Annotated in this window: 13 protein-coding genes and 1 pseudogene; 10 read left to right on the top strand and 4 right to left on the bottom strand. The window is 71.7% G+C overall.

Going from position 1 to position 17,484, the window contains the following annotated elements; genetic code table 11:
- Nucleotides 1-168 precede the first annotated feature (168 nt).
- The 5 genes from ACYQ1L_RS18675 (at nucleotide 169) to ACYQ1L_RS18655 (ending at nucleotide 5,384) form a co-directional block, all read left to right on the top strand.
- Nucleotides 169-744: a hypothetical protein gene (locus ACYQ1L_RS18675; RefSeq protein ID WP_460005505.1), complete on the top strand. Its 576-nt coding sequence runs from the start codon at nucleotides 169-171 to the stop codon at nucleotides 742-744.
- Nucleotides 741-2,081, top strand: coding sequence for a sensor histidine kinase (locus tag ACYQ1L_RS18670; RefSeq protein WP_460005504.1), 1,341 nt, complete (start codon nucleotides 741-743; stop codon nucleotides 2,079-2,081). The genes ACYQ1L_RS18675 and ACYQ1L_RS18670 overlap by 4 nt, the downstream gene beginning before the upstream one ends.
- Nucleotides 2,078-2,806 (top strand): response regulator, encoded by a 729-nt coding sequence (locus ACYQ1L_RS18665; protein WP_460005503.1) that lies wholly within the window; start codon nucleotides 2,078-2,080, stop codon nucleotides 2,804-2,806. The genes ACYQ1L_RS18670 and ACYQ1L_RS18665 overlap by 4 nt, the downstream gene beginning before the upstream one ends.
- Before the next feature lie 169 nt (nucleotides 2,807-2,975).
- The gene (locus ACYQ1L_RS18660; protein WP_460005502.1) at nucleotides 2,976-4,244 is read left to right on the top strand and encodes a serine hydrolase domain-containing protein; all 1,269 of its coding nucleotides are present in this window, start codon (nucleotides 2,976-2,978) and stop codon (nucleotides 4,242-4,244) included.
- 123 nt (nucleotides 4,245-4,367) lie between these two features.
- Entirely contained in the window at nucleotides 4,368-5,384 is a 1,017-nt protein-coding gene (locus tag ACYQ1L_RS18655) for a magnesium and cobalt transport protein CorA (RefSeq protein ID WP_460005501.1), read from the top strand.
- 10 nt (nucleotides 5,385-5,394) lie between these two features.
- On the opposite strand, the gene ACYQ1L_RS18650 is transcribed toward ACYQ1L_RS18655, so the two are convergent.
- Nucleotides 5,395-6,435, bottom strand: a complete 1,041-nt coding sequence (locus tag ACYQ1L_RS18650) for a YeiH family protein (RefSeq protein ID WP_460005500.1) — start codon at nucleotides 6,433-6,435, stop codon at nucleotides 5,395-5,397.
- An 84-nt stretch (nucleotides 6,436-6,519) separates the two neighbouring features.
- On the opposite strand from ACYQ1L_RS18650, the gene ACYQ1L_RS18645 reads away from it, so the two are divergent.
- On the top strand, nucleotides 6,520-7,482 hold the full coding sequence (locus ACYQ1L_RS18645; RefSeq protein WP_460005858.1) for a LysR family transcriptional regulator: 963 nt from the start codon (nucleotides 6,520-6,522) through the stop codon (nucleotides 7,480-7,482).
- A 205-nt stretch (nucleotides 7,483-7,687) separates the two neighbouring features.
- Entirely contained in the window at nucleotides 7,688-9,007 is a 1,320-nt protein-coding gene (locus tag ACYQ1L_RS18640; RefSeq protein WP_460005499.1) for a cation:proton antiporter domain-containing protein, read from the top strand.
- 51 nt (nucleotides 9,008-9,058) lie between these two features.
- Here ACYQ1L_RS18640 and ACYQ1L_RS18635 read toward each other — a convergent pair whose 3' ends face one another.
- Nucleotides 9,059-9,496 carry a hypothetical protein gene (locus ACYQ1L_RS18635; RefSeq protein ID WP_460005498.1) on the bottom strand — a complete coding sequence of 146 codons (438 nt, stop codon included), beginning with the start codon at nucleotides 9,494-9,496 and terminating at the stop codon, nucleotides 9,059-9,061.
- Nucleotides 9,497-9,689: 193 nt separating this feature from the next.
- Between ACYQ1L_RS18635 and ACYQ1L_RS18630 the strand changes: the two genes are divergently transcribed.
- The 3 genes from ACYQ1L_RS18630 (at nucleotide 9,690) to ACYQ1L_RS18620 (ending at nucleotide 14,273) form a co-directional block, all read left to right on the top strand.
- Entirely contained in the window at nucleotides 9,690-11,249 is a 1,560-nt protein-coding gene (locus tag ACYQ1L_RS18630; RefSeq protein WP_460005497.1) for a Re/Si-specific NAD(P)(+) transhydrogenase subunit alpha, read from the top strand.
- Nucleotides 11,246-12,643, top strand: a complete 1,398-nt coding sequence (pntB, locus tag ACYQ1L_RS18625; RefSeq protein WP_460005496.1) for a Re/Si-specific NAD(P)(+) transhydrogenase subunit beta — start codon at nucleotides 11,246-11,248, stop codon at nucleotides 12,641-12,643. The genes ACYQ1L_RS18630 and pntB overlap by 4 nt, the downstream gene beginning before the upstream one ends.
- Nucleotides 12,644-12,776: 133 nt before the next feature.
- Entirely contained in the window at nucleotides 12,777-14,273 is a 1,497-nt protein-coding gene (locus tag ACYQ1L_RS18620; RefSeq protein WP_460005495.1) for a sugar porter family MFS transporter, read from the top strand.
- A 75-nt stretch (nucleotides 14,274-14,348) separates the two neighbouring features.
- On the opposite strand, the pseudogene ACYQ1L_RS18615 reads toward ACYQ1L_RS18620, so the two are convergent.
- Together ACYQ1L_RS18615 and ACYQ1L_RS18610 are read right to left on the bottom strand one after the other, a co-directional pair.
- Nucleotides 14,349-15,494: pseudogene (locus ACYQ1L_RS18615) on the bottom strand (NCS1 family nucleobase:cation symporter-1); the annotation flags it as partial.
- 227 nt (nucleotides 15,495-15,721) lie between these two features.
- On the bottom strand, nucleotides 15,722-17,359 hold the full coding sequence (locus tag ACYQ1L_RS18610; protein ID WP_460005494.1) for an acyl-CoA dehydrogenase family protein: 1,638 nt from the start codon (nucleotides 17,357-17,359) through the stop codon (nucleotides 15,722-15,724).
- Nucleotides 17,360-17,484: the final 125 nt, after the last annotated feature.

The following is a 17,484-nucleotide window of genomic DNA, read 5'->3' as shown; positions in this document are numbered from 1 at the left end:
TCCGGATCCGCCTGTTCTCGCGCGATCGCCTGATCCCGCGCGGGAGCGAGCAGGTCTCAGCGACCGGCGTGCGCGGAATGGCAGCGCGCGCGGATCTCCACCCGTCGGACGGCGATCTCCACCCGCGGGTGGTGCCGCCGGATCCGGGATCCGAGGAGCATCGAGGACATGAACCTCTCCGTGCTCTCCAACGTCCTGCTGATCCTCCTTGCCGTCGGCATCATCGCCGTGCGGCAGATGACCTGGCGACCCGTGCTCGGCGGCCGCGACTGGATGTTCCCGGGGATCGCCGCCGTGGCCGGCAGCGCCTTCCTGCTGCAGTCGCTGAACGGCCGTTCGCTCGGGGTGATCGACGTCGTCGCGTTCGTGGTCGAGGTGGTCATCGCGCTGGGCGTGGGGCTCGCGATGGGGGCGATCGCGCACATCCGCCCCATCGCCCGGCCGGCCGGCTACGTGGCGGACACCACCGGGCTCTCGGCGAAGGGGGCGGCGCAGGCCGTCGCGGAGTTCGAGACGCGGACGGGGCCGTGGGGTCTCACGCTGTGGGTCGTGCTGATCGGGATGCGCGTGGGGCTCACGTTCGCGTTCGAGAGCCTCGGATCCCACCTGGGCGTCTCCACCGGGCTGATCCTGCTGGTGCTCGCCGCGAACCGTGCCGCGCGCACCGTCGTGCTGCACGGGCGGGTCGACGGGCTGCGCCGCGGCGGCACTCGCGGCGCAGCGGCGCGCATGATGGTCTCGTGACCCCCTTCCGTCTGCCGCCCGTCGCGGGGACGACACCGTGGAGCGCCGGCATCAACCTCGCCGGCGCTCTCGCCGTGCTCTACGGCCTGTGGCGCGGGGCACCGCACTTCGCGCCGTGGGTTCTCGCCGTGACGGCCGCAGGGCTCGTCGCCTGGGTGGCGCGCACGATGCTCGCGGTGCGGCAGGGTGCGCTCCCGCGGCAGGGTGCGCTCGAGTCGGAGGCTCCTGACGCGGGTGCGCACCCCGCAGCGCACCCCGCGCCGCAGAACGCCGCGGTGCGTGTGATCGGGGCGCTGCTGCTGGCGCTCATGCTCCTCGGCGGCGGGTTGACGGCCGTTCCCACGCAGGGCCTCGGCACAGCGCTGCTCGTGGTGGCCGTGATCGTGGTGACGAGCGATCCGGCGAACTCCCCGGTGGTGTGGGGCGCGGCTGCGCTCGCCGCAGGCCTGGCGATCGCAGCGGGGGCCGCGCTCACGATCGCCGGGCTCGCCGGCGCGGGCGGTGTGAACGTCCTGGGCGTGCTCGCCGTGATCGCCGGGCTCGTCCTGGCGGTGGTGGTGGGCCTCGGCCGTAGGGCGCAGCGCGTGCTGGCCGCGGAACGGGAGCGCGCGAACGCCGAAGCCGTGCGGGCGCAGGCCACGGCGCACCGCGTCGCGATCGCCCGGGATCTGCACGACGTGCTCGCGCACAGCCTCGGCGGACTGGTGGTGCAGCTCGACGCGGCGGAGGCGCTGCTCGAAGCGGGCGAGACCGAACGGGCGGCCGCACGTGTGACGGCCGCACGGCGGCTCGCGGTGGAAGGGCTGGACGAGGCCCGCGAGGCCGTGCGCGCCCTGCGCGGACCCGAGCAGGACGAGCCGGGCCCGGCGGCGACGATCCCGGGGGCAGCCGCCGGAACCGCGGCGACGGTGGATCCGTCCGCGCTCTCGGCACGGATCGCAGGGCTTCTCCCCGGGCACGACACGGCGACGGTGCAGGTCGAGGAGCGCGGCGAGCCCCGCGCGGTCTCTGCGGCGCTCGCCGAGGCGTTGGTCCGTGCCGTGCAGGAGGGCCTGAGCAACGCCCGCAAGCACGCGCCCGCCGCCGAGGTGCGGATCCGCCTCGTCTGGCATCCTGACCGGGTGGAGTGCACGATCGAGAACGGGCTTCGGGCTTCAGGCGGCGAGCTGCCCGGGAACGAAGGGGAGAGCCGCGGTGCGCTCGCTGCGACCGGCGGCGGCTTCGGCCTGCGCGGGGTGCGGGAGCGCTTCGCGGCGGTCGGCGGCACGGCGACGGCGGGGACGATCCGCACGGGGAAGGCCGAGCTCTTCCGGCTCCGCGTGGAGGCGCCGGCGTGAGCGCCCGCATCCGGATCGTGCTCGCCGACGACCAGGCGATCATCCGCGACGGACTGGAGACCGTGCTGGGGCTCATCGACGACTTCGAGGTCGTGGGCACGGCGGCCGACGGCGCGGAGGCGGTGGCGCTCATCGCGGCCGAGCGTCCCGACGTCGCGCTCATGGACCTGCGGATGCCCGTCCTGGACGGCGCCGCCGCGACCCGGCGCGTGACGGCCGAGACCCCGGAGACCGCGGTGCTCGTGCTCACGACCTTCGCCGACGACGCCGACATCGTGACGGCCCTCCGCGCCGGCGCTCGCGGCTACCTCACCAAGGATGCGGGCCGCGCGGAGCTCGCTGCGGCGATCCGCGCGGTCGCCGCAGGTCAGAGCACGTTCTCGGATCCCGTGCGCGAGGTGCTGCTGGGCAGGATCGGCGTGTCGTCGACGACAGGACCGGACGCGGTTCCGGGATCCCTTGCGGGACAGGAACCGGGATCCCCGCCGGGTCCGGATCCGCTCTCCGCCGAGGTGCTGGCGAAGCGGTTCCCCGCGCTCACCGCACGGGAGCGCGAGGTCTACGCGCTCGTGCTGCGGGGACGATCGAACGCCGAGATCGCCGCGACGCTGTTCGTCGGGGTCGCGACGGTGAAGACGCACATCAACGCGCTGTTCGCGAAGCTGGGCGTGCGCGATCGGGCGCAGGCGATCGCGCGAGGGCTCGGCACGACGTCGGGTTCCTGATCCGGCGCGTCCGCCGGCGCGGTGCACCGGCCGGCACGCCACGGTCAGAGGCGAGCGCGGTTCGTGACGATCCGTGGCCGCCGAGGCGGATCATCCCCAGGGATGACGTCCGGCGAAGACGGCCCGTTTACAATCGTGAGGAACGTCAGGGGGGCGTATGGGTGGGAAGATGAGGCGGCGAGCCGGCGCGCTGGTCGCCGGCGCGATCGCGGCGGCGCTCGTGCTGAGCGGATGCGCCGGCGACGCGGCCGTCCCCACGTTCAGCCCGAAGCCGCAGGTCGAGGGCGCCCTGCCCTCGGATGTGCAGGATCAGCTGAAGGGCGCCGTCGAACGCGCGATGGCCGCGAGCGGGTCGAGCGGGGCGATCCTGGGCGTGTGGGTGCCGTGGAGCGGTTCGTACGTGACGGGCCTCGGCACCGTGGCGGTCGGGGACAAGACGCCGGTCAGCACCGACATGTCGTTCCGCATCGGCGACGTCACCCGGCTGATGACGTGCGACGTGCTGTACGCGCTCGCCGACCGCGGCACCGTGAAGCTCGACGCCAGCATCACCGAATACGTCTCCGGCGTGCCCGACCTGCAGGGCGTCACCCTGCTCGACCTGTGCAACAGCACGGGGGGCATCGGTTCGTCCGAGCCGACGGTGATGCCGATGTGGCTGAACAACCCGGAGCGCCAGTGGGAGCCGAAGGAGCTCGCCGCGTACGGACTCGCGCAGAACCGCACCCCGCCGCACACGGGATTCCGCGACTCCGATGCCGGATACCTCCTGCTCGGCCAGGCGCTGGAGCGCGCCACCGGGCAGACCGCGGCGCAGCTCATCCGCCAGTACGTGACCGCGCCGCTCGGGCTCAACGCCACGTCGCTGCCCGCGCCCAAGGCGGCTGCTCCGAGCCCGGCGCCCGCGCTGCAGGGCTCCTACCTCGCGCAGGTCGACGGCGCCTATCAGTGCGCCAAGCCCACCGACATCACGGTGAGCTCGTCCAGCAACGGGTACACCGACTCCGGAGTCGTCTCCACGATCAAGGATCTCGGCCGGTACATGCAGGCCGAGGCGGCGCAGGCGCTGCGCCTGAAGAAGACGCCCAAGCGCTTCGGATCCCCGCTCCCCGTCGCCGACGGCGCTCCGAGCTGGTACCAGGCGACCGGAGGCGGCTACCTGGTCGGATCCATGATCGGCCAGCACGGCGGGACGCCCGGCTACCTCACCGCCGCCTACGCCGACCCCGCGACCGGCTTCACCGTCGTGGTGGTGCTGAACGACTCGACCGCCGGATCCGGGTTCATCGGGAATCTCGGCTTCGAGCTTTCCGCGATCGCCTCCAAGGCGGCGGCGGGGAAGGGCCGGGCCGCGCCGGAGTTCGCACTGCCGTTCACCGCGGAGGACTACGCTAAGGCGGTCGACGGCGCGGCCGTCTGTCCGCTGCCGCAGGGCTGACCCGGGCCGTTCGACGCCTCCCTCGCGCCGAGGGGGTCTGTCATCGCCGTCCGCCGTGGAGCCTCTCGGGGCGCGGCGGCCGGCCGCAGCCTCCCGAAGCGCGGCATGACCCGAGGAGCAGCCATGGCCATCGTCGACAACGGCATCTACGTGGACGGTGTCCGCACCGACACCCCGCACACCCTGACCGAGACGTTCCGGCTCATGCGCGATCGCGACGGCATGGGCTGGATCGGCCTGTACCGGCCCAGCGAGATGGAGGTGCGCCAGGTCGCCGCCGAGTTCGGCCTGCACGAGCTGGCCGTCGAGGATGCGCTGACCGGCCATCAGCGCTCGAAGCTCGAGCGCTACGGCGACACCCTGTTCGTCGTGCTGCGACCCGCCCGCTACCTCGACGCCACGGAGGAGGTGGAGTTCGGCGAGCTGCACGTATTCGTCGGGCCGAACTTCGTCGTCACCATCCGGCACGCCGAGACGCCGAGCCTGAGCCGCGTGCGCGGGCGCATGGAGCACGACCCCGAGCTCCTGGCGCGTGGTCCCGAGGCCGTGCTGTACGCGATCCTCGACGAACTGGTCGACGAGTACTCGCCGGTGCTGGCAGGCGTGGAGAACGACATCGACGAGATCGAGGCGCAGCTGTTCGTCGACGACTCCGACGTCACGCAGCGCATCTACGAGCTGTCCAGCGAGGTCATCGACTTCCAGAAGGCGACTCAGCCGCTGCAGCCCATGTTGGAGAACCTGCTGCGCGGATCCGCCAAGTACGCGGTCGACCTCGAGCTGCAGCGCTATCTGCGCGACGTGCTCGACCACATCATCGCGCTCGCCGAGCGGGTGGCGACCTTCCGCGCCAATCTCGACAACGCGCTCACGGTGGAGGCCACGATCGTCGCCCGACGCCAGAACGAGGAGATGCGCCGGATGACCGAGGAGAGCATCCGCCAGGGCGAGGAGGTCAAGAAGATCTCCAGCTGGGCCGCGATCTTCTTCGCTCCGACGATCGTCGCGGGCATCTACGGGATGAACTTCCACGGGATGCCGGAGCTCGCCTGGCCCTTCGGCTATCCGATGGCGATCGGTCTCATGGTCGGCGGCGCCTTCGTGCTGTACCTCGTCTTCAAGAAGCGCGGCTGGCTCTGACGCGCGACGCTCAGCGGCCCGAACCGGTGAGCGCGATCACCGCCAGCGCGGTGGCGGTGACCAGGATCCACAGGATCGCGCCGAGCAGCAGCGGGCGCCAGCCGGCGCGGCGCAGGGCCGCCGCATCCGTGGACAGGCCGATGCCCGCCATGGCCGTCGCGATCAGGAAGCCGCTGACGTGCGCCATCGCTTCGCGGACGCCCGGCGGGATGATGCCGAGGGATCCGAGCACTGCGACGGCGAGGAATCCGACGAGGAACCACGGCACCAGGCCGATCGCCCGTCGCACGGTCATGCGCTGCCCGCTCAGCGAACGGCGCGACTCGATCACGGAGAGCCCGACGGAGATCGGGATGATCATGAGCGTGCGCACCAGCTTCACCACGACGGCGAACCCGAGCGCCGAGGCGCCGAAGACGCTCGCCGTCGCCACCACGCTGCTGGTGTCGTTCACGGCGGTGCCCGCCAGCAGGCCGAACGTGTGCGGATCCATCCCGAGCGCGTGCCCGAGCAGGGGGAACAGCACCACGGCGAGGACGTTGAACACGAAGATCGTGGACACCGCGTAGGAGATCTCGGCGCTCAGCGCGCCGATCACCGGGGACACGGCCGCGATCGCCGAGGCACCGCAGATCCCGGTGCCCACGCCGATCAGCGTGCGCAGCCGCGGGGCGACGCGCAGGGCGCGGCCGATCACCGCAGTGCCCAGCAGGCACACGGTGAGCGTCGCGAGCATGATCGGCAGCGACTCCGCGCCGACCCTCAAGATCGCATCGAGCGACAGCTGCGCGCCCAGCAGCACCACGGCGACCTGCAGCAGGAACCTGCCGGAGTAGTCGATGCCCGGTGCGAACGTCGCGCCGGGCCGCCGGATGACCGCCACCGCCACCCCGATCACGATCGCGGGCAGGGCCGAGCCGAGCACCGGCATCAGGGCTCCGATCACGGTGGACACGGCCGCGATCGGCACGGTGAGCGCGAGCCCGGGCAGCACCTCGGCAGCGCGCATGGCGAGCCGGGACGGCAGCGTGCGTGCGGGACGGAACATCATGTCTCCACGCTCTCGCGCCGCCGCGCCCGGCGGTATCCGGTTAGGCTCGATAGGGATACAGGCGGAGACTGTGGGGTGGCCAGCATGGACGGATCGATGCCGGATCTCGGCTCGCTCGAGCTGCTGGTCGCCGTCGTGCGCACCGGATCCATCTCGGCCGCGGCGCGCGAGACCGGCGTGACCCAGCAGTCCGCCTCCGCACGCCTGCGCGCCGTCGAGCGCCAGCTCGCACTGTCGCTGTTCCACCGCACGCCCTCCGGCACCCGCCCCACGCTCGAGGGCGAGGTGGTCGCGTCCTGGGCCGATGACGTCCTCGCGGCGGCGGGGCGGTTCCAGGCGGCGACGCGCACCCTGCGCGGCGAGAGCACCGCGCGGCTCACGGTCGCCGCGAGCCAGACCGTGTCGGCCCGGCTGCTGCCGCGGTGGCTCGTGGCGCTGCGCCGGCACCAGCTCGCCGCGGGGCGCACGCCCACCGCCGTGCAGCTGCTGTCGGGCAACAGCGCCGACGCCGAGACGCTCGTGCGCGAGGGGCGCGCCGACCTCGCCTTCATCGAGTCGAGCGAGGTGCCGGACGACCTCGGCTCCACCATGGTGGACCGCGACGAGCTGGTGCTCGTCGTGGCCCCGGGGCATGCGTGGAGCAGCCGCGGACCCGTGGCGTTCGAGACGGCCGCCGCGGAACCGCTGGTCGCCCGCGAGCAGGGCAGCGGCACCCGGCGGGCGTGGGAGGACGAGGTGCGCCGACGGCTCGACCGCGCCGCCGCCGAGCCGGCCGTGGTCCTGCCGACCTCCGCCGCGGTGCGCTCGGCGGTCGCCGACGGACTGGGCGCCGCCGTGCTGAGCCGCCGGGAGGCCGCCGACGACATCCGCCTCGGCCGGCTGCGCGCCGTGCGCACGACCGGGGATCCGATCGTGCGGCCCATCACGGCGCTCTGGCGCGGGGGAGCCCGCGACCTCTCCCCGGTCGGACGGGAACTGATCGACGTGGCCGTGCGGACGGCGCGGCAGGAGGCTGCGCCCTCCAGCGCCCGCCCCGCCGGTTCCTGAGCGAGCGCAGCGAGACGAAGGACGCCCGCCCCGCCGGCCCTTCGTCTCGCCTTCGGCTCGCTCAGGGACCGAGGTGCGCCCGCCCCGCACGCCCGGTTCCCGTGCGGGCGCGGCGAGACGAACGACGCCCGCCCTGCGCCGCCGCTCAGGGGTCGGAAGGGGCCTCTCCGCGGTACCCTCTGATCGTCGCCCTGGAAGGAACCGGATGCCCCCGCTCGTGCTCTTCGGCCTCGCCGCCGTGCTGCTGTGGTCGCTGGTGTCCCGGCGCTTCGAGCGGTGGGGCGTCGCGGGGCCGGCCATGCTGCTCGTGCTGGGTGCTGCGACCACGGTGTGGGATCTGACCTCGTACGGCGCCGCGCTCGACGCTCCGCTGACCGAGAAGATCGTGGAGGTCATCCTCTCGCTCCTCCTGTTCGCGGACGCGACCGAGGTGCGCGGCGGGATCTTCGGCGGAGAGGGCCGGATCACCGCCCGGCTCGTGCTCATCGCGCTGCCCCTGTCGCTCCTGCTCACGGCGATCGCGAGCGTGCTGCTCATCCCGGAGTCCTTCGTGGTGATCGGCGTGATCGCCTGCGTGGTCATGCCCACCGACTTCGCCCCCGCAGCCCGGCTGCTGCGCACGAGCCGGCTGCCGGAGCGGATCCGGGGGATCCTCAACGTGGAGAGCGGCTACAACGACGGGCTCGTCTCGCCGATCTTCGGGATGGCCCTGCCGATCGCCGTCGTGCTCGCGCCGGTGTGGCACGAGGCGGTCGCAACAGGATCCGACTCGGTCACCATCACGGACAAGGAGCTGGACCACAACGGCGAGAAGATGGCGGAGGCGTTCCTCAACGCCGTGCCGGCCACGCTCTGGGCGATCGCGATCGGCGTCGTGCTGGGCGGCCTCGTCGGCCTGATCCTGCGCATCGCGCGCGACCGCGGCGTCGCGAGCGAGGGCGGTGCGCGATACGCGATGATGCTGCTGCCGCTCATCGCCTACGGGATCGCGACCATCCCGGCCCTCGAGGCGAACGGCTTCGTCGCCGCGTTCGTCGCGGGGCTGATGTACCGCGTCGCCCGCACCCGCGGCATGGAGGTGCGGGTGATCCCGCACGCCGAACTGCTGCTGGTCGAGGAGGTGGGCACCCTCACCGCGAACTTCGTCTGGTTCATGCTGGGCGGTGCGGCCCTGCTCGCCTTCACCGAGTCGTTCGACTGGCGCGTGCTCGTGCTCGCGCTGCTCGCCCTCACGCTGCTGCGGCTCGGGCCGGTGTACCTCTCGCTCATGGGCAGCTCCGTCGGACGCGGCGACCGGGTGCGGATCGGGCTGCTCGGGCCGCGCGGCACCGCCACGATCGTGTTCGGCCTGCTCGCGTACAACGCCCTCCCCGACGAGGAGGGCGACCTGGTGCTGCTCGTCATGGTCGTCACCGTCGTGGGCAGCATCCTGCTGCACGGGGTCGTCGCGCCGTTCGTGCTGCGGCGGCTCGCTCCGGCCGGCCGTTCCGCCGAGACGGCCGGAGTGCCGTCGCCCGAGGCCTGATCGGCGCCGCGTCGCGTCGCCGGAACCCGGGCGTCCTGGATCCGGCGGTGCTCAGCCCTGCGCGGGCTGCCGCGTGTAGACGCCGCGCATGAGGGGCGCGAGCGCGGCGTCCGCCGGAACAGCGGAGTCCAGCTCGACCGCCAGCCGGTCTCCGTCGGCGCGCAGCCGCATCACCGTGCGGCCCCGGTCGGAGCGGCGCTCGAGCACCAGGTTCTCGTCGACCCACTCTGCGGATCCGGGAGCGGCGGGCGTGAAGCCGTAGGTGTCGAACCACCAGAAACCCGTGCCGGCCACGACCGCGTGGGCCACGAGCGGAGCGCCCTGGGCGCCGTCGCGGGACTCGACGTAGTCGAGCAGGATGCCGTCGGGACCCGGCTCGACGCTGAGCGCCCCGCGGGCCGTGCCGGCCTCCGTCCACGCGGTGGGGAACAGCTCCTCCGTCCCCGTCCAGTCGCCGAGCAGTGCCATCAGCCGAGAATCCGGTGCCATGCTCCGAGCCTACGCGGTGGCGGTACGGCGTTGCCAAGGAGCAAAGATCCGCGTTTCTTTGCGCGTAAAATCCCGAAAAGCCAGGGGATCCGCGCCGCCCCGCTCAGTACTCTGAGCAGGTTGTCCGGCGAGGGTGCCGCATAGTGCGCAGCGCACACCACCCGTCATCGCCGACGGCATGGAGGAGGTAGCTATGGCAGTCATCGGCATCGTCCGTGAGCCCGAGGGCGAGGCGCGCGTCGCCGCGACCCCGGCGACGATCGCACAGCTTCGCAAGCTCGGCCACGAGGTGGTCGTGGAGCGCGGCGCGGGATCGGCCGCATCGTGTCCCGACGACGCCTACGCGGACGCCGGAGCGACCCTCGTCGACCGCGCCCAGGCGTGGGGCAGCGAGGTCGTGCTGGCGATCACCGCGCCCGGCCCTGAGGAGATCGCGCTGCTCGCCGACGGGGCGACGATCATCGCCCTGCTGTCGCCGGCGCTGCGTCCCGACCTCGTGGAATCGCTGGCGCAGCGCGGCATCACCGCCCTGGCGCTCGACGCGGTGCCGCGCATCTCGCGCGCCCAGTCCATGGACGTGCTGAGCTCGATGGCCAACATCGCCGGCTACCGCGCCGTGGTGGAGGCCGCGCACGAGTTCGGCCGGTTCTTCACCGGTCAGGTGACGGCGGCGGGCAAGGTGCCCCCGGCCAAAGTGCTCGTGGCGGGGGCGGGCGTCGCCGGTCTCGCCGCGATCGGCGCGGCCTCGAGCCTGGGCGCGATCGTGCGCGCGACGGATCCTCGCCCGGAGGTCGCCGACCAGGTCACCTCGATCGGCGGCGAGTACCTCCCCGTCGACGTGGCGGTGGAGGAATCCACGGACGGCTACGCCAAGGCGACGAGCGAGGCGTACGACCGCCGTGCGGCCGAGATCTACACGGAGCAGGCCGCAGACGTCGACATCATCATCACCACGGCGCTGATCCCCGGCCGCGCCGCGCCGCGGCTCATCACCGCCTCCGACGTCGCGCGGATGAAGCCGGGCAGCGTGATCGTCGACATGGCCGCCGGCCAGGGCGGCAACGTCGAGGGATCCGTGGCGGGCGAGCGCGTCGTGACCGACAACGGCGTGATCATCCTCGGATACACCGACCTCGCCTCGCGGCTGGCCGCCCAGGCCTCGCAGCTGTACGGCACGAACGTGGCGAACCTCGTGGCGCTGCTCACCCCCGGCAAGGACGGGGTGCTCACGATCGACTTCGACGACGTGGTGCAGCGCTCGGTCACGGTGGTCCGCGACGGCGCCGTGACCTGGCCGCCTCCGCCCGTGCAGGTGGCCGCGGCGCCCGTCAAGGCCCCTGTGGCGTCCCTTCGACAGGCTCAGGGACCGGAGGGGGAGGCGCCCGCGAAGAAGGGCCTCTCGACGGGACGCAAGGTGCTGCTCATCGTGCTCGGCATCGCGGCGCTGTTCGCGGTGAACGCGTTCGCTCCGGCCCCGCTGCCGCAGCACTTCACCGTGCTGACGCTGTCGGTGGTGATCGGGTTCTACGTGATCGGCAAGGTGCACCACGCGCTGCACACCCCGCTCATGTCGGTGACCAATGCGATCTCCGGCGTCATCGTCGTCGGGGCGATGCTCCAGATCACCGATCCGAATCCTGTCGTGCAGCTGATCGCCGCGGTCGCGGTGCTGCTCGCATCCATCAACATCTTCGGAGGGTTCGCGGTCACCCGCCGCATGCTCGCCATGTTCACGAACGGCGGCCAGAAGTGACCGTCGGAGCTCTCTCCACTGCCGCGTACATCGTCGCGGCCCTGCTGTTCATCCTCAGCCTCGCCGGCCTCAGCAAGCACGAGACCGCGCGCTCCGGGGTGGTCTTCGGCATCTCCGGCATGACGATCGCACTGCTCGCGACGGTCTCGCTGACCGTGGCGAAGGCGTGGTCGGCCGGCGCCGTGATCGGGCTCGTGTTCCTCCTCGTCGCCGTGCTCGTCGGCGCCGGCATCGGATTGTGGCGCGCGCGGGTCGTCGAGATGACCGGGATGCCCGAGCTCATCGCCCTGCTGCACAGCTTCGTCGGCCTCGCCGCGGTGCTGGTCGGCTGGAACGGCCACCTCGCGCACGCGGACATCGCCCCGGCTCTGGTCGGGATCCACAACGCCGAGGTCTTCATCGGGATCTTCATCGGCGGCGTGACCTTCACCGGATCCATCGTCGCGTTCCTGAAGCTGTCGGCGCGGATATCCTCCAAGCCGCTCATGCTCCCCGGCAAGAACGCGCTGAACATCCTCGCGCTGGTCGCGTTCGTCGTGCTCACGGTGTGGTTCGTGATCGACCAGCAGCTGTGGCTGCTCATCGCGATCACCGTGCTCTCGTTCGCGCTGGGGTGGCACCTGGTCGCCTCGATCGGCGGCGGCGACATGCCCGTCGTCGTCTCGATGCTGAACAGCTACTCCGGCTGGGCCGCGGCGGCCGCGGGCTTCCTGCTGAACAACGACCTGCTCATCGTCACCGGCGCGCTTGTCGGATCCAGCGGTGCCTACCTCTCCTACATCATGTGCCAGGCGATGAACCGGTCGTTCCTGTCGGTGATCGCCGGCGGCTTCGGGATCGTCGCCTCGGCGTCGGGCGACGAGGAGCAGGGCGAGCATCGCGAGATCACCGCGGAGGGCGCCGCCGACATGCTCACCTCCGCGAAGAGCGTGGTGATCACCCCGGGTTACGGGATGGCGGTCGCGAAGGCCCAGTATCCCGTCGCCGACCTGGTGTCCAAGCTGCGCGAGCGCGGCGTGGACGTGCGCTTCGGCATCCACCCCGTCGCGGGCCGCCTGCCCGGGCACATGAACGTGCTGCTGGCCGAGGCGAAGGTGCCGTACGACATCGTGCTGAGCATGGAGGAGATCAACGACGACCTCGCGCACACGTCCGTGGTGCTCGTGATCGGCGCCAACGACACGGTCAACCCCGCCGCGGCGGAGGACCCGGGCAGCCCCATCGCAGGGATGCCGGTGCTGCGCGTGTGGGAGGCCGAGAACGTGATCGTGTTCAAGCGCTCCATGGCCGCCGGCTATGCGGGCGTGCAGAACCCGCTGTTCTTCCGCGAGAACGCGCAGATGCTGTTCGGCGACGCCAAGCAGCGCGTGGAGGACATCATCGCGGCGCTCTGAGCGGGTCCAATTCGGTGACTCGCGGCTAGGCGATTGCGGATCCCGCCCGGAGGGCGTACGAACGAACCACGGAGTCCGTCGGACGAAGTCATGATCCGGGGGGACCGTGCATCTCGAAGGAGAGGACACGACCATGAGCGAGTTCGCCGCATCCGCCGATGAGCCATCGATCTACGGGGAGGAGGACGTCGGCGACGGCAAGCGCATCGTTCAGATCGCCTCGGTCGCCGCGCTCGGCGGCCTGCTCTTCGGGTACGACAGCGCCGTGATCAACGGCGCCGTCGCCTCGATCAAGACCGCGTTCGGCGTCAACGACGCCCTGCTCGGCTTCGCGGTGGCGTCCGCCCTGCTGGGCGCCGCGGTCGGGGCGATGACGGCAGGGCGCCTGGCCGACCGGATCGGGCGCGTGCGGGTCATGCAGATCGCGGCGCTGCTCTTCCTCATCAGCGCCGTGGTGACCGGCCTCGCGCCGGAGCTGTGGACGCTGGTGATCTTCCGCGTGGTCGGCGGCGTCGCGATCGGCATGGCCTCAGTGATCGCGCCGGCGTACATCGCCGAGACCTCGCCGGCCCGGATCCGCGGTCGGCTGGGATCGCTGCAGCAGATGGCGATCGTCACCGGCATCTTCCTGTCGCTGCTGGTCGACTGGCTGCTCGCGACGGCGGCCGGCGGCGCCGACAAGGCCTTCTGGTTCGGCCTGCCGGCCTGGCGCTGGATGTTCCTCGCCATGGCGGTGCCGTCGATCCTCTACGGTGTGCTGTCGGCGACCATCCCGGAGTCGCCCCGCTACCTCATCGCGAAGCATCGGATCCCCGAGGCGCGCAAGGTGCTGACGATCCTGCTCGGCGAGAAGAACCTCGAGGTCACGATCGGCCGGATCCACGAGAGCATCGACCACGACGTCAAGCCGAGCTGGCGGGACATGCGCAAGCCAGGCGGCGGGGTGTACGCGATCGTCTGGGTGGGCCTGCTGCTGTCGGTGTTCCAGCAGGGCGTCGGCATCAACGTGATCTTCTACTACTCGAACATCCTCTGGGAAGCGGTCGGCTTCAAGGAGAGCGCCTCGTTCGGCATCAGCGTGTTCACCTCGGTCGTGAACATCGCCACCACGATCGCCGCGATCCTGCTCGTCGACCGCGTGGGCCGCAAGCCGCTGCTGATCATCGGCTCCTCGGGCATGATCGTCACGCTGGCCACCATGGCGGTGTGCTTCGGCACGGCGCCGCTGACCCCGCAGGGCGACCCGCACCTCGTCGGCGCCGCCGGGCCGATCGCCCTCGTGGCGGCGAACCTGTTCGTGGTGTTCTTCGGGATGAGCTGGGGCCCGGTGGTCTGGGTGCTGCTCGGCGAGATGTTCCCGAACCGGTTCCGCGCGGCCGCCCTGTCGCTGGCCGCGGCCGGACAGTGGGCGGCGAACTGGGTGATCACCGTCACGTTCCCGCCGCTGAAGAGCCTCTCGCTCGGCCTGGCCTACAGCCTGTACGCCGCGTTCGCGCTGCTGTCGCTGCTGTTCGTGGCGAAGTTCGTGAAGGAGACGAAGGGCATGTCGCTCGAGGAGATGGACGCCGCGACCGGCGTGGTCCCCCTGCACCGCAAGGACGGCGCGGCCGGCGCCGTGGCCGGGGAATGACCGAGGGACGAGCGCGACGACCGCGGCGACCGCGGCGGACGGGAGGAACGCGTACACTGCGGCGGGGTTGACCCCCTTCCGGTACAGGTACTGGCTGCCCGGCACCGTTCGGTACAGGTCCGCGACGTTGATCCTGCCGCGCTGGAGCAGGTAGCAGTCCGTCATGATGATCGCGTACAGCGGCCCGAGGAACGCCGCGAGGCCGCCGAGGAAGTAGTTCACCGCGACCGGGTTGGCGTAAACACTCCACGGCAGGATCAGCACCGACAGGATCGCCGTGATGATGCCGCCGCGCCGGAACGAGATGTGCTTCGGCGCGGCGTTGGCGAGGTCGTAGGCCGGGGAGACGAAGTTCGCGACGACGTTGATGCCGATGGTCGCGATGACGAACGTGATCGCGCCGATCAGGATCGCCACGGTGCTGTCGATCCTTCCGACCAGTTCCACCGGGTCGAAGATGTACTTCCCGAAGATCGCGAGGCTGCCGCCGGTGACGACGACCGACACGATCGAGAACGCGATGAAGTTCACGGACAGGCCCCAGAAGTTCGCGAGCCGCACCGCGCGCGTGTTCGGGGCGAAGCGGGAGAAGTCGCAGTAGTTGAGCATCAGCGTGGAGAAGTACGCGACGGTCAGCGAGATCGACGCGAAGAAGCCGTAGACCACGCCGCCGAAGTCGGCCTGCTTCGTGGAGAAGTTGAAGGCGATGTTGCCGCCGGACTTGACCAGCACCCACACCGCCAGGCCGAGCATGACGACCCAGATCGCGGGTCCGGCGAAGTCGACGAGCTTGCGCACGGCGTTCATGCCGCCGCTGAACAGGGCCAGCTGCAGGGCGGCGAGCACGAGGAACGCGATCCAGCCCAGCGGGGAGAGCCCGAGGACGCTGCCGTGGGTCATCGGCGTGAGCTGCGGCCACACCCGCAGCAGCAGCACGATCAGGGCGACGGAGGCCAGCCAGGTCTGGATCCCGTACCAGAAGACCGCGATCACGGCCCGGACCAGGGCCGGGATGTTGGCGCCGAAGACGCCGAAGCTCGCGCGCGCGAGCACCGGGTACGGCACGCCGGTGCGCTGGCCCGCGTAGCCCATCCAGTTGATCGCCACGTTCACGAGCGCGATGCCGATGATGAGCGCGACGAGCACCTGCCATCCGACGAGGCCGAAGGCGAAGAGGCCGGCGGCGAAGGTGTAGCCGCCGATCGAGTGGACGTCGCTCATCCACATCGCGAAGAGACTGTAGGTCTTCCAGTTGCGATCCTTGGCCGGCGCCAGGTCGTCATTGAGAAGGAACGGGCTCGTGTCCGTCGGCAGCTCGGTGTGGGTCGTCTCTGGCATCGTTTATCCACATCATGGAAATTCAATCTCTCAATGCGGGATCTTGACGCCAAGGGTCGCACCGGCGCCGGTCGCCGTCAAGGGATCCGCGGGCAATTCCGGCCGCAGACTCACTCCCCGGCGTGCCGCGCGACGATCGCCGATGCCGCGCGGGTCGGCACCCCGCCGTAGAGGAACCCGCGCGCCACCCCGGTCCGCGTCGCGACGAAGGCGTCGGCCACCGCCGCCGGGGCGTGGCGCAGCAGCAGCGACCCCTGCAGCGCCACGGCAAGCGACTCGGTGAGCCGGCGCGCCCCCGCCTGCGCCTCGGCGGACGCGGGATCCCGCTGCGCATCCCGGAGCAGCCGCACAGCCTCGTCGACGTGGGCATCGAACCGGGCGTCGGCGCCGCCGGCGAGGCGCACCTCGGCGAGGAACGCGTCGGCCGTCTCCGGCTCGCGGGCGATCGCGCGCAGCACGTCCAGCGCGATGACGTTGCCGGATCCCTCCCACACCGCCATCACCGGCTGCTCCCGATAGCGGCGCGCGAGCGGGAACGCCTCGGTGTAGCCGTTTCCGCCGAGACACTCCAGCGCCTCGTACGCATGGCCGGGCCCGCGCTTGCAGATCCAGTACTTCAGCACGGCGGTCGCCAGCCGCCGGAACGGCTCGTCCGCGGCGGGCGCGTCGGCGTCGTAGGCGGCCGCGACCCGCAGGGATGCGGTGATCGCGGCCTCCGTCTCGACGGCGAGGTCGGAGAGCACCTCGGTCATCGCGGGCTGCTCCACGAGCCGCGCGCCGAACGCCGCACGATGCTGCGCGTGCCAGATCGCCTCCGCCGTCGCCTGCCGCATCCCCGCCGCAGTGCCGAGCATGCAGTCGAGCCGGGTCTGGTTGACCATCTCGATGATCGTGCGCACGCCGCGGCCCTCGTCGCCTACGAGCCAGCCCACGGTGCCGTCGAACTCGACCTCGCTGGAGGCGTTCGCGCGGTTGCCGAGCTTGTCCTTGAGGCGCTGGATGAGGAACGGGTTGCGGGATCCGTCCGGCAGCACCCGCGGCACCAGGAAGCAGCTGAGCCCGCCGGGTGCCTGCGCCAGCACGAGGAAGCCGTCCGACATCGGCGCCGAGCAGAACCACTTGTGTCCGGTGAGGATCCAGGATCCGTCCGCCGCCGCGACGGCGGCGGTGCGGTTCGCGCGCACGTCGGATCCGCCCTGCTTCTCGGTCATCGCCATCCCGAACAGGGCGGAGGTCTTGGCGGGTGAGAGGTCGGGGGAGTAGTCGCGGGAGAGCAGCCGCGGGATCCACCGCTCGCGCAGTTCGGCCGCCGCGAACTGCTGCAGCGCCGGCACGACCGCGTGCGTCATCGAGATGGGGCAGGCGTGGCCGGGCTCGACCTGCGCGAACAGCAGGAACTGCGCTGCCCGCGCCACCTGCGCGCCCGGACGCGGGTCGGCCCAGGCGGCGGTGTGGGCTCCAGCGGCGGCCGCCGCGCCGATCACCCGGTGATAGGAGGGGTGGTACTCGACCTCGTCGATGCGCCGGCCCCAGCGGTCGAACGCGGTGAGCACCGGCTCGTGCGTGTTCGCGAGCTCGGCGTCGCGCTGGAATCCCGCCGACCCGACGAGCCGTCCGGTCGCGGCGAGCTCGGGCTCGGCCCACGAGGCGCCATGACGCCGCACTGCTTCGACGAGGGGCGCGTCCAGAGCGAACTCATCGACGTCGACGCGCGGCGGAGCCTGGTTCGTGACGGTGTGCGTCGCCATGGGGATCCCCTTCGATCACGGTCCGTTCCGACGCTACGCCATCGCAGAGGGCGGACGACGGCGCTGTCAAGACCCTGGGCGCACGGTGGCCCGCGGGGTGACATGGGAGTCCGGCGCCGCACCGG

Source organism: Microbacterium xylanilyticum (assembly GCF_054654695.1).
The sequence above is the reverse complement of the archived record's forward strand: the minus strand, read 5'-3'. Positions and strand labels throughout refer to the sequence as shown.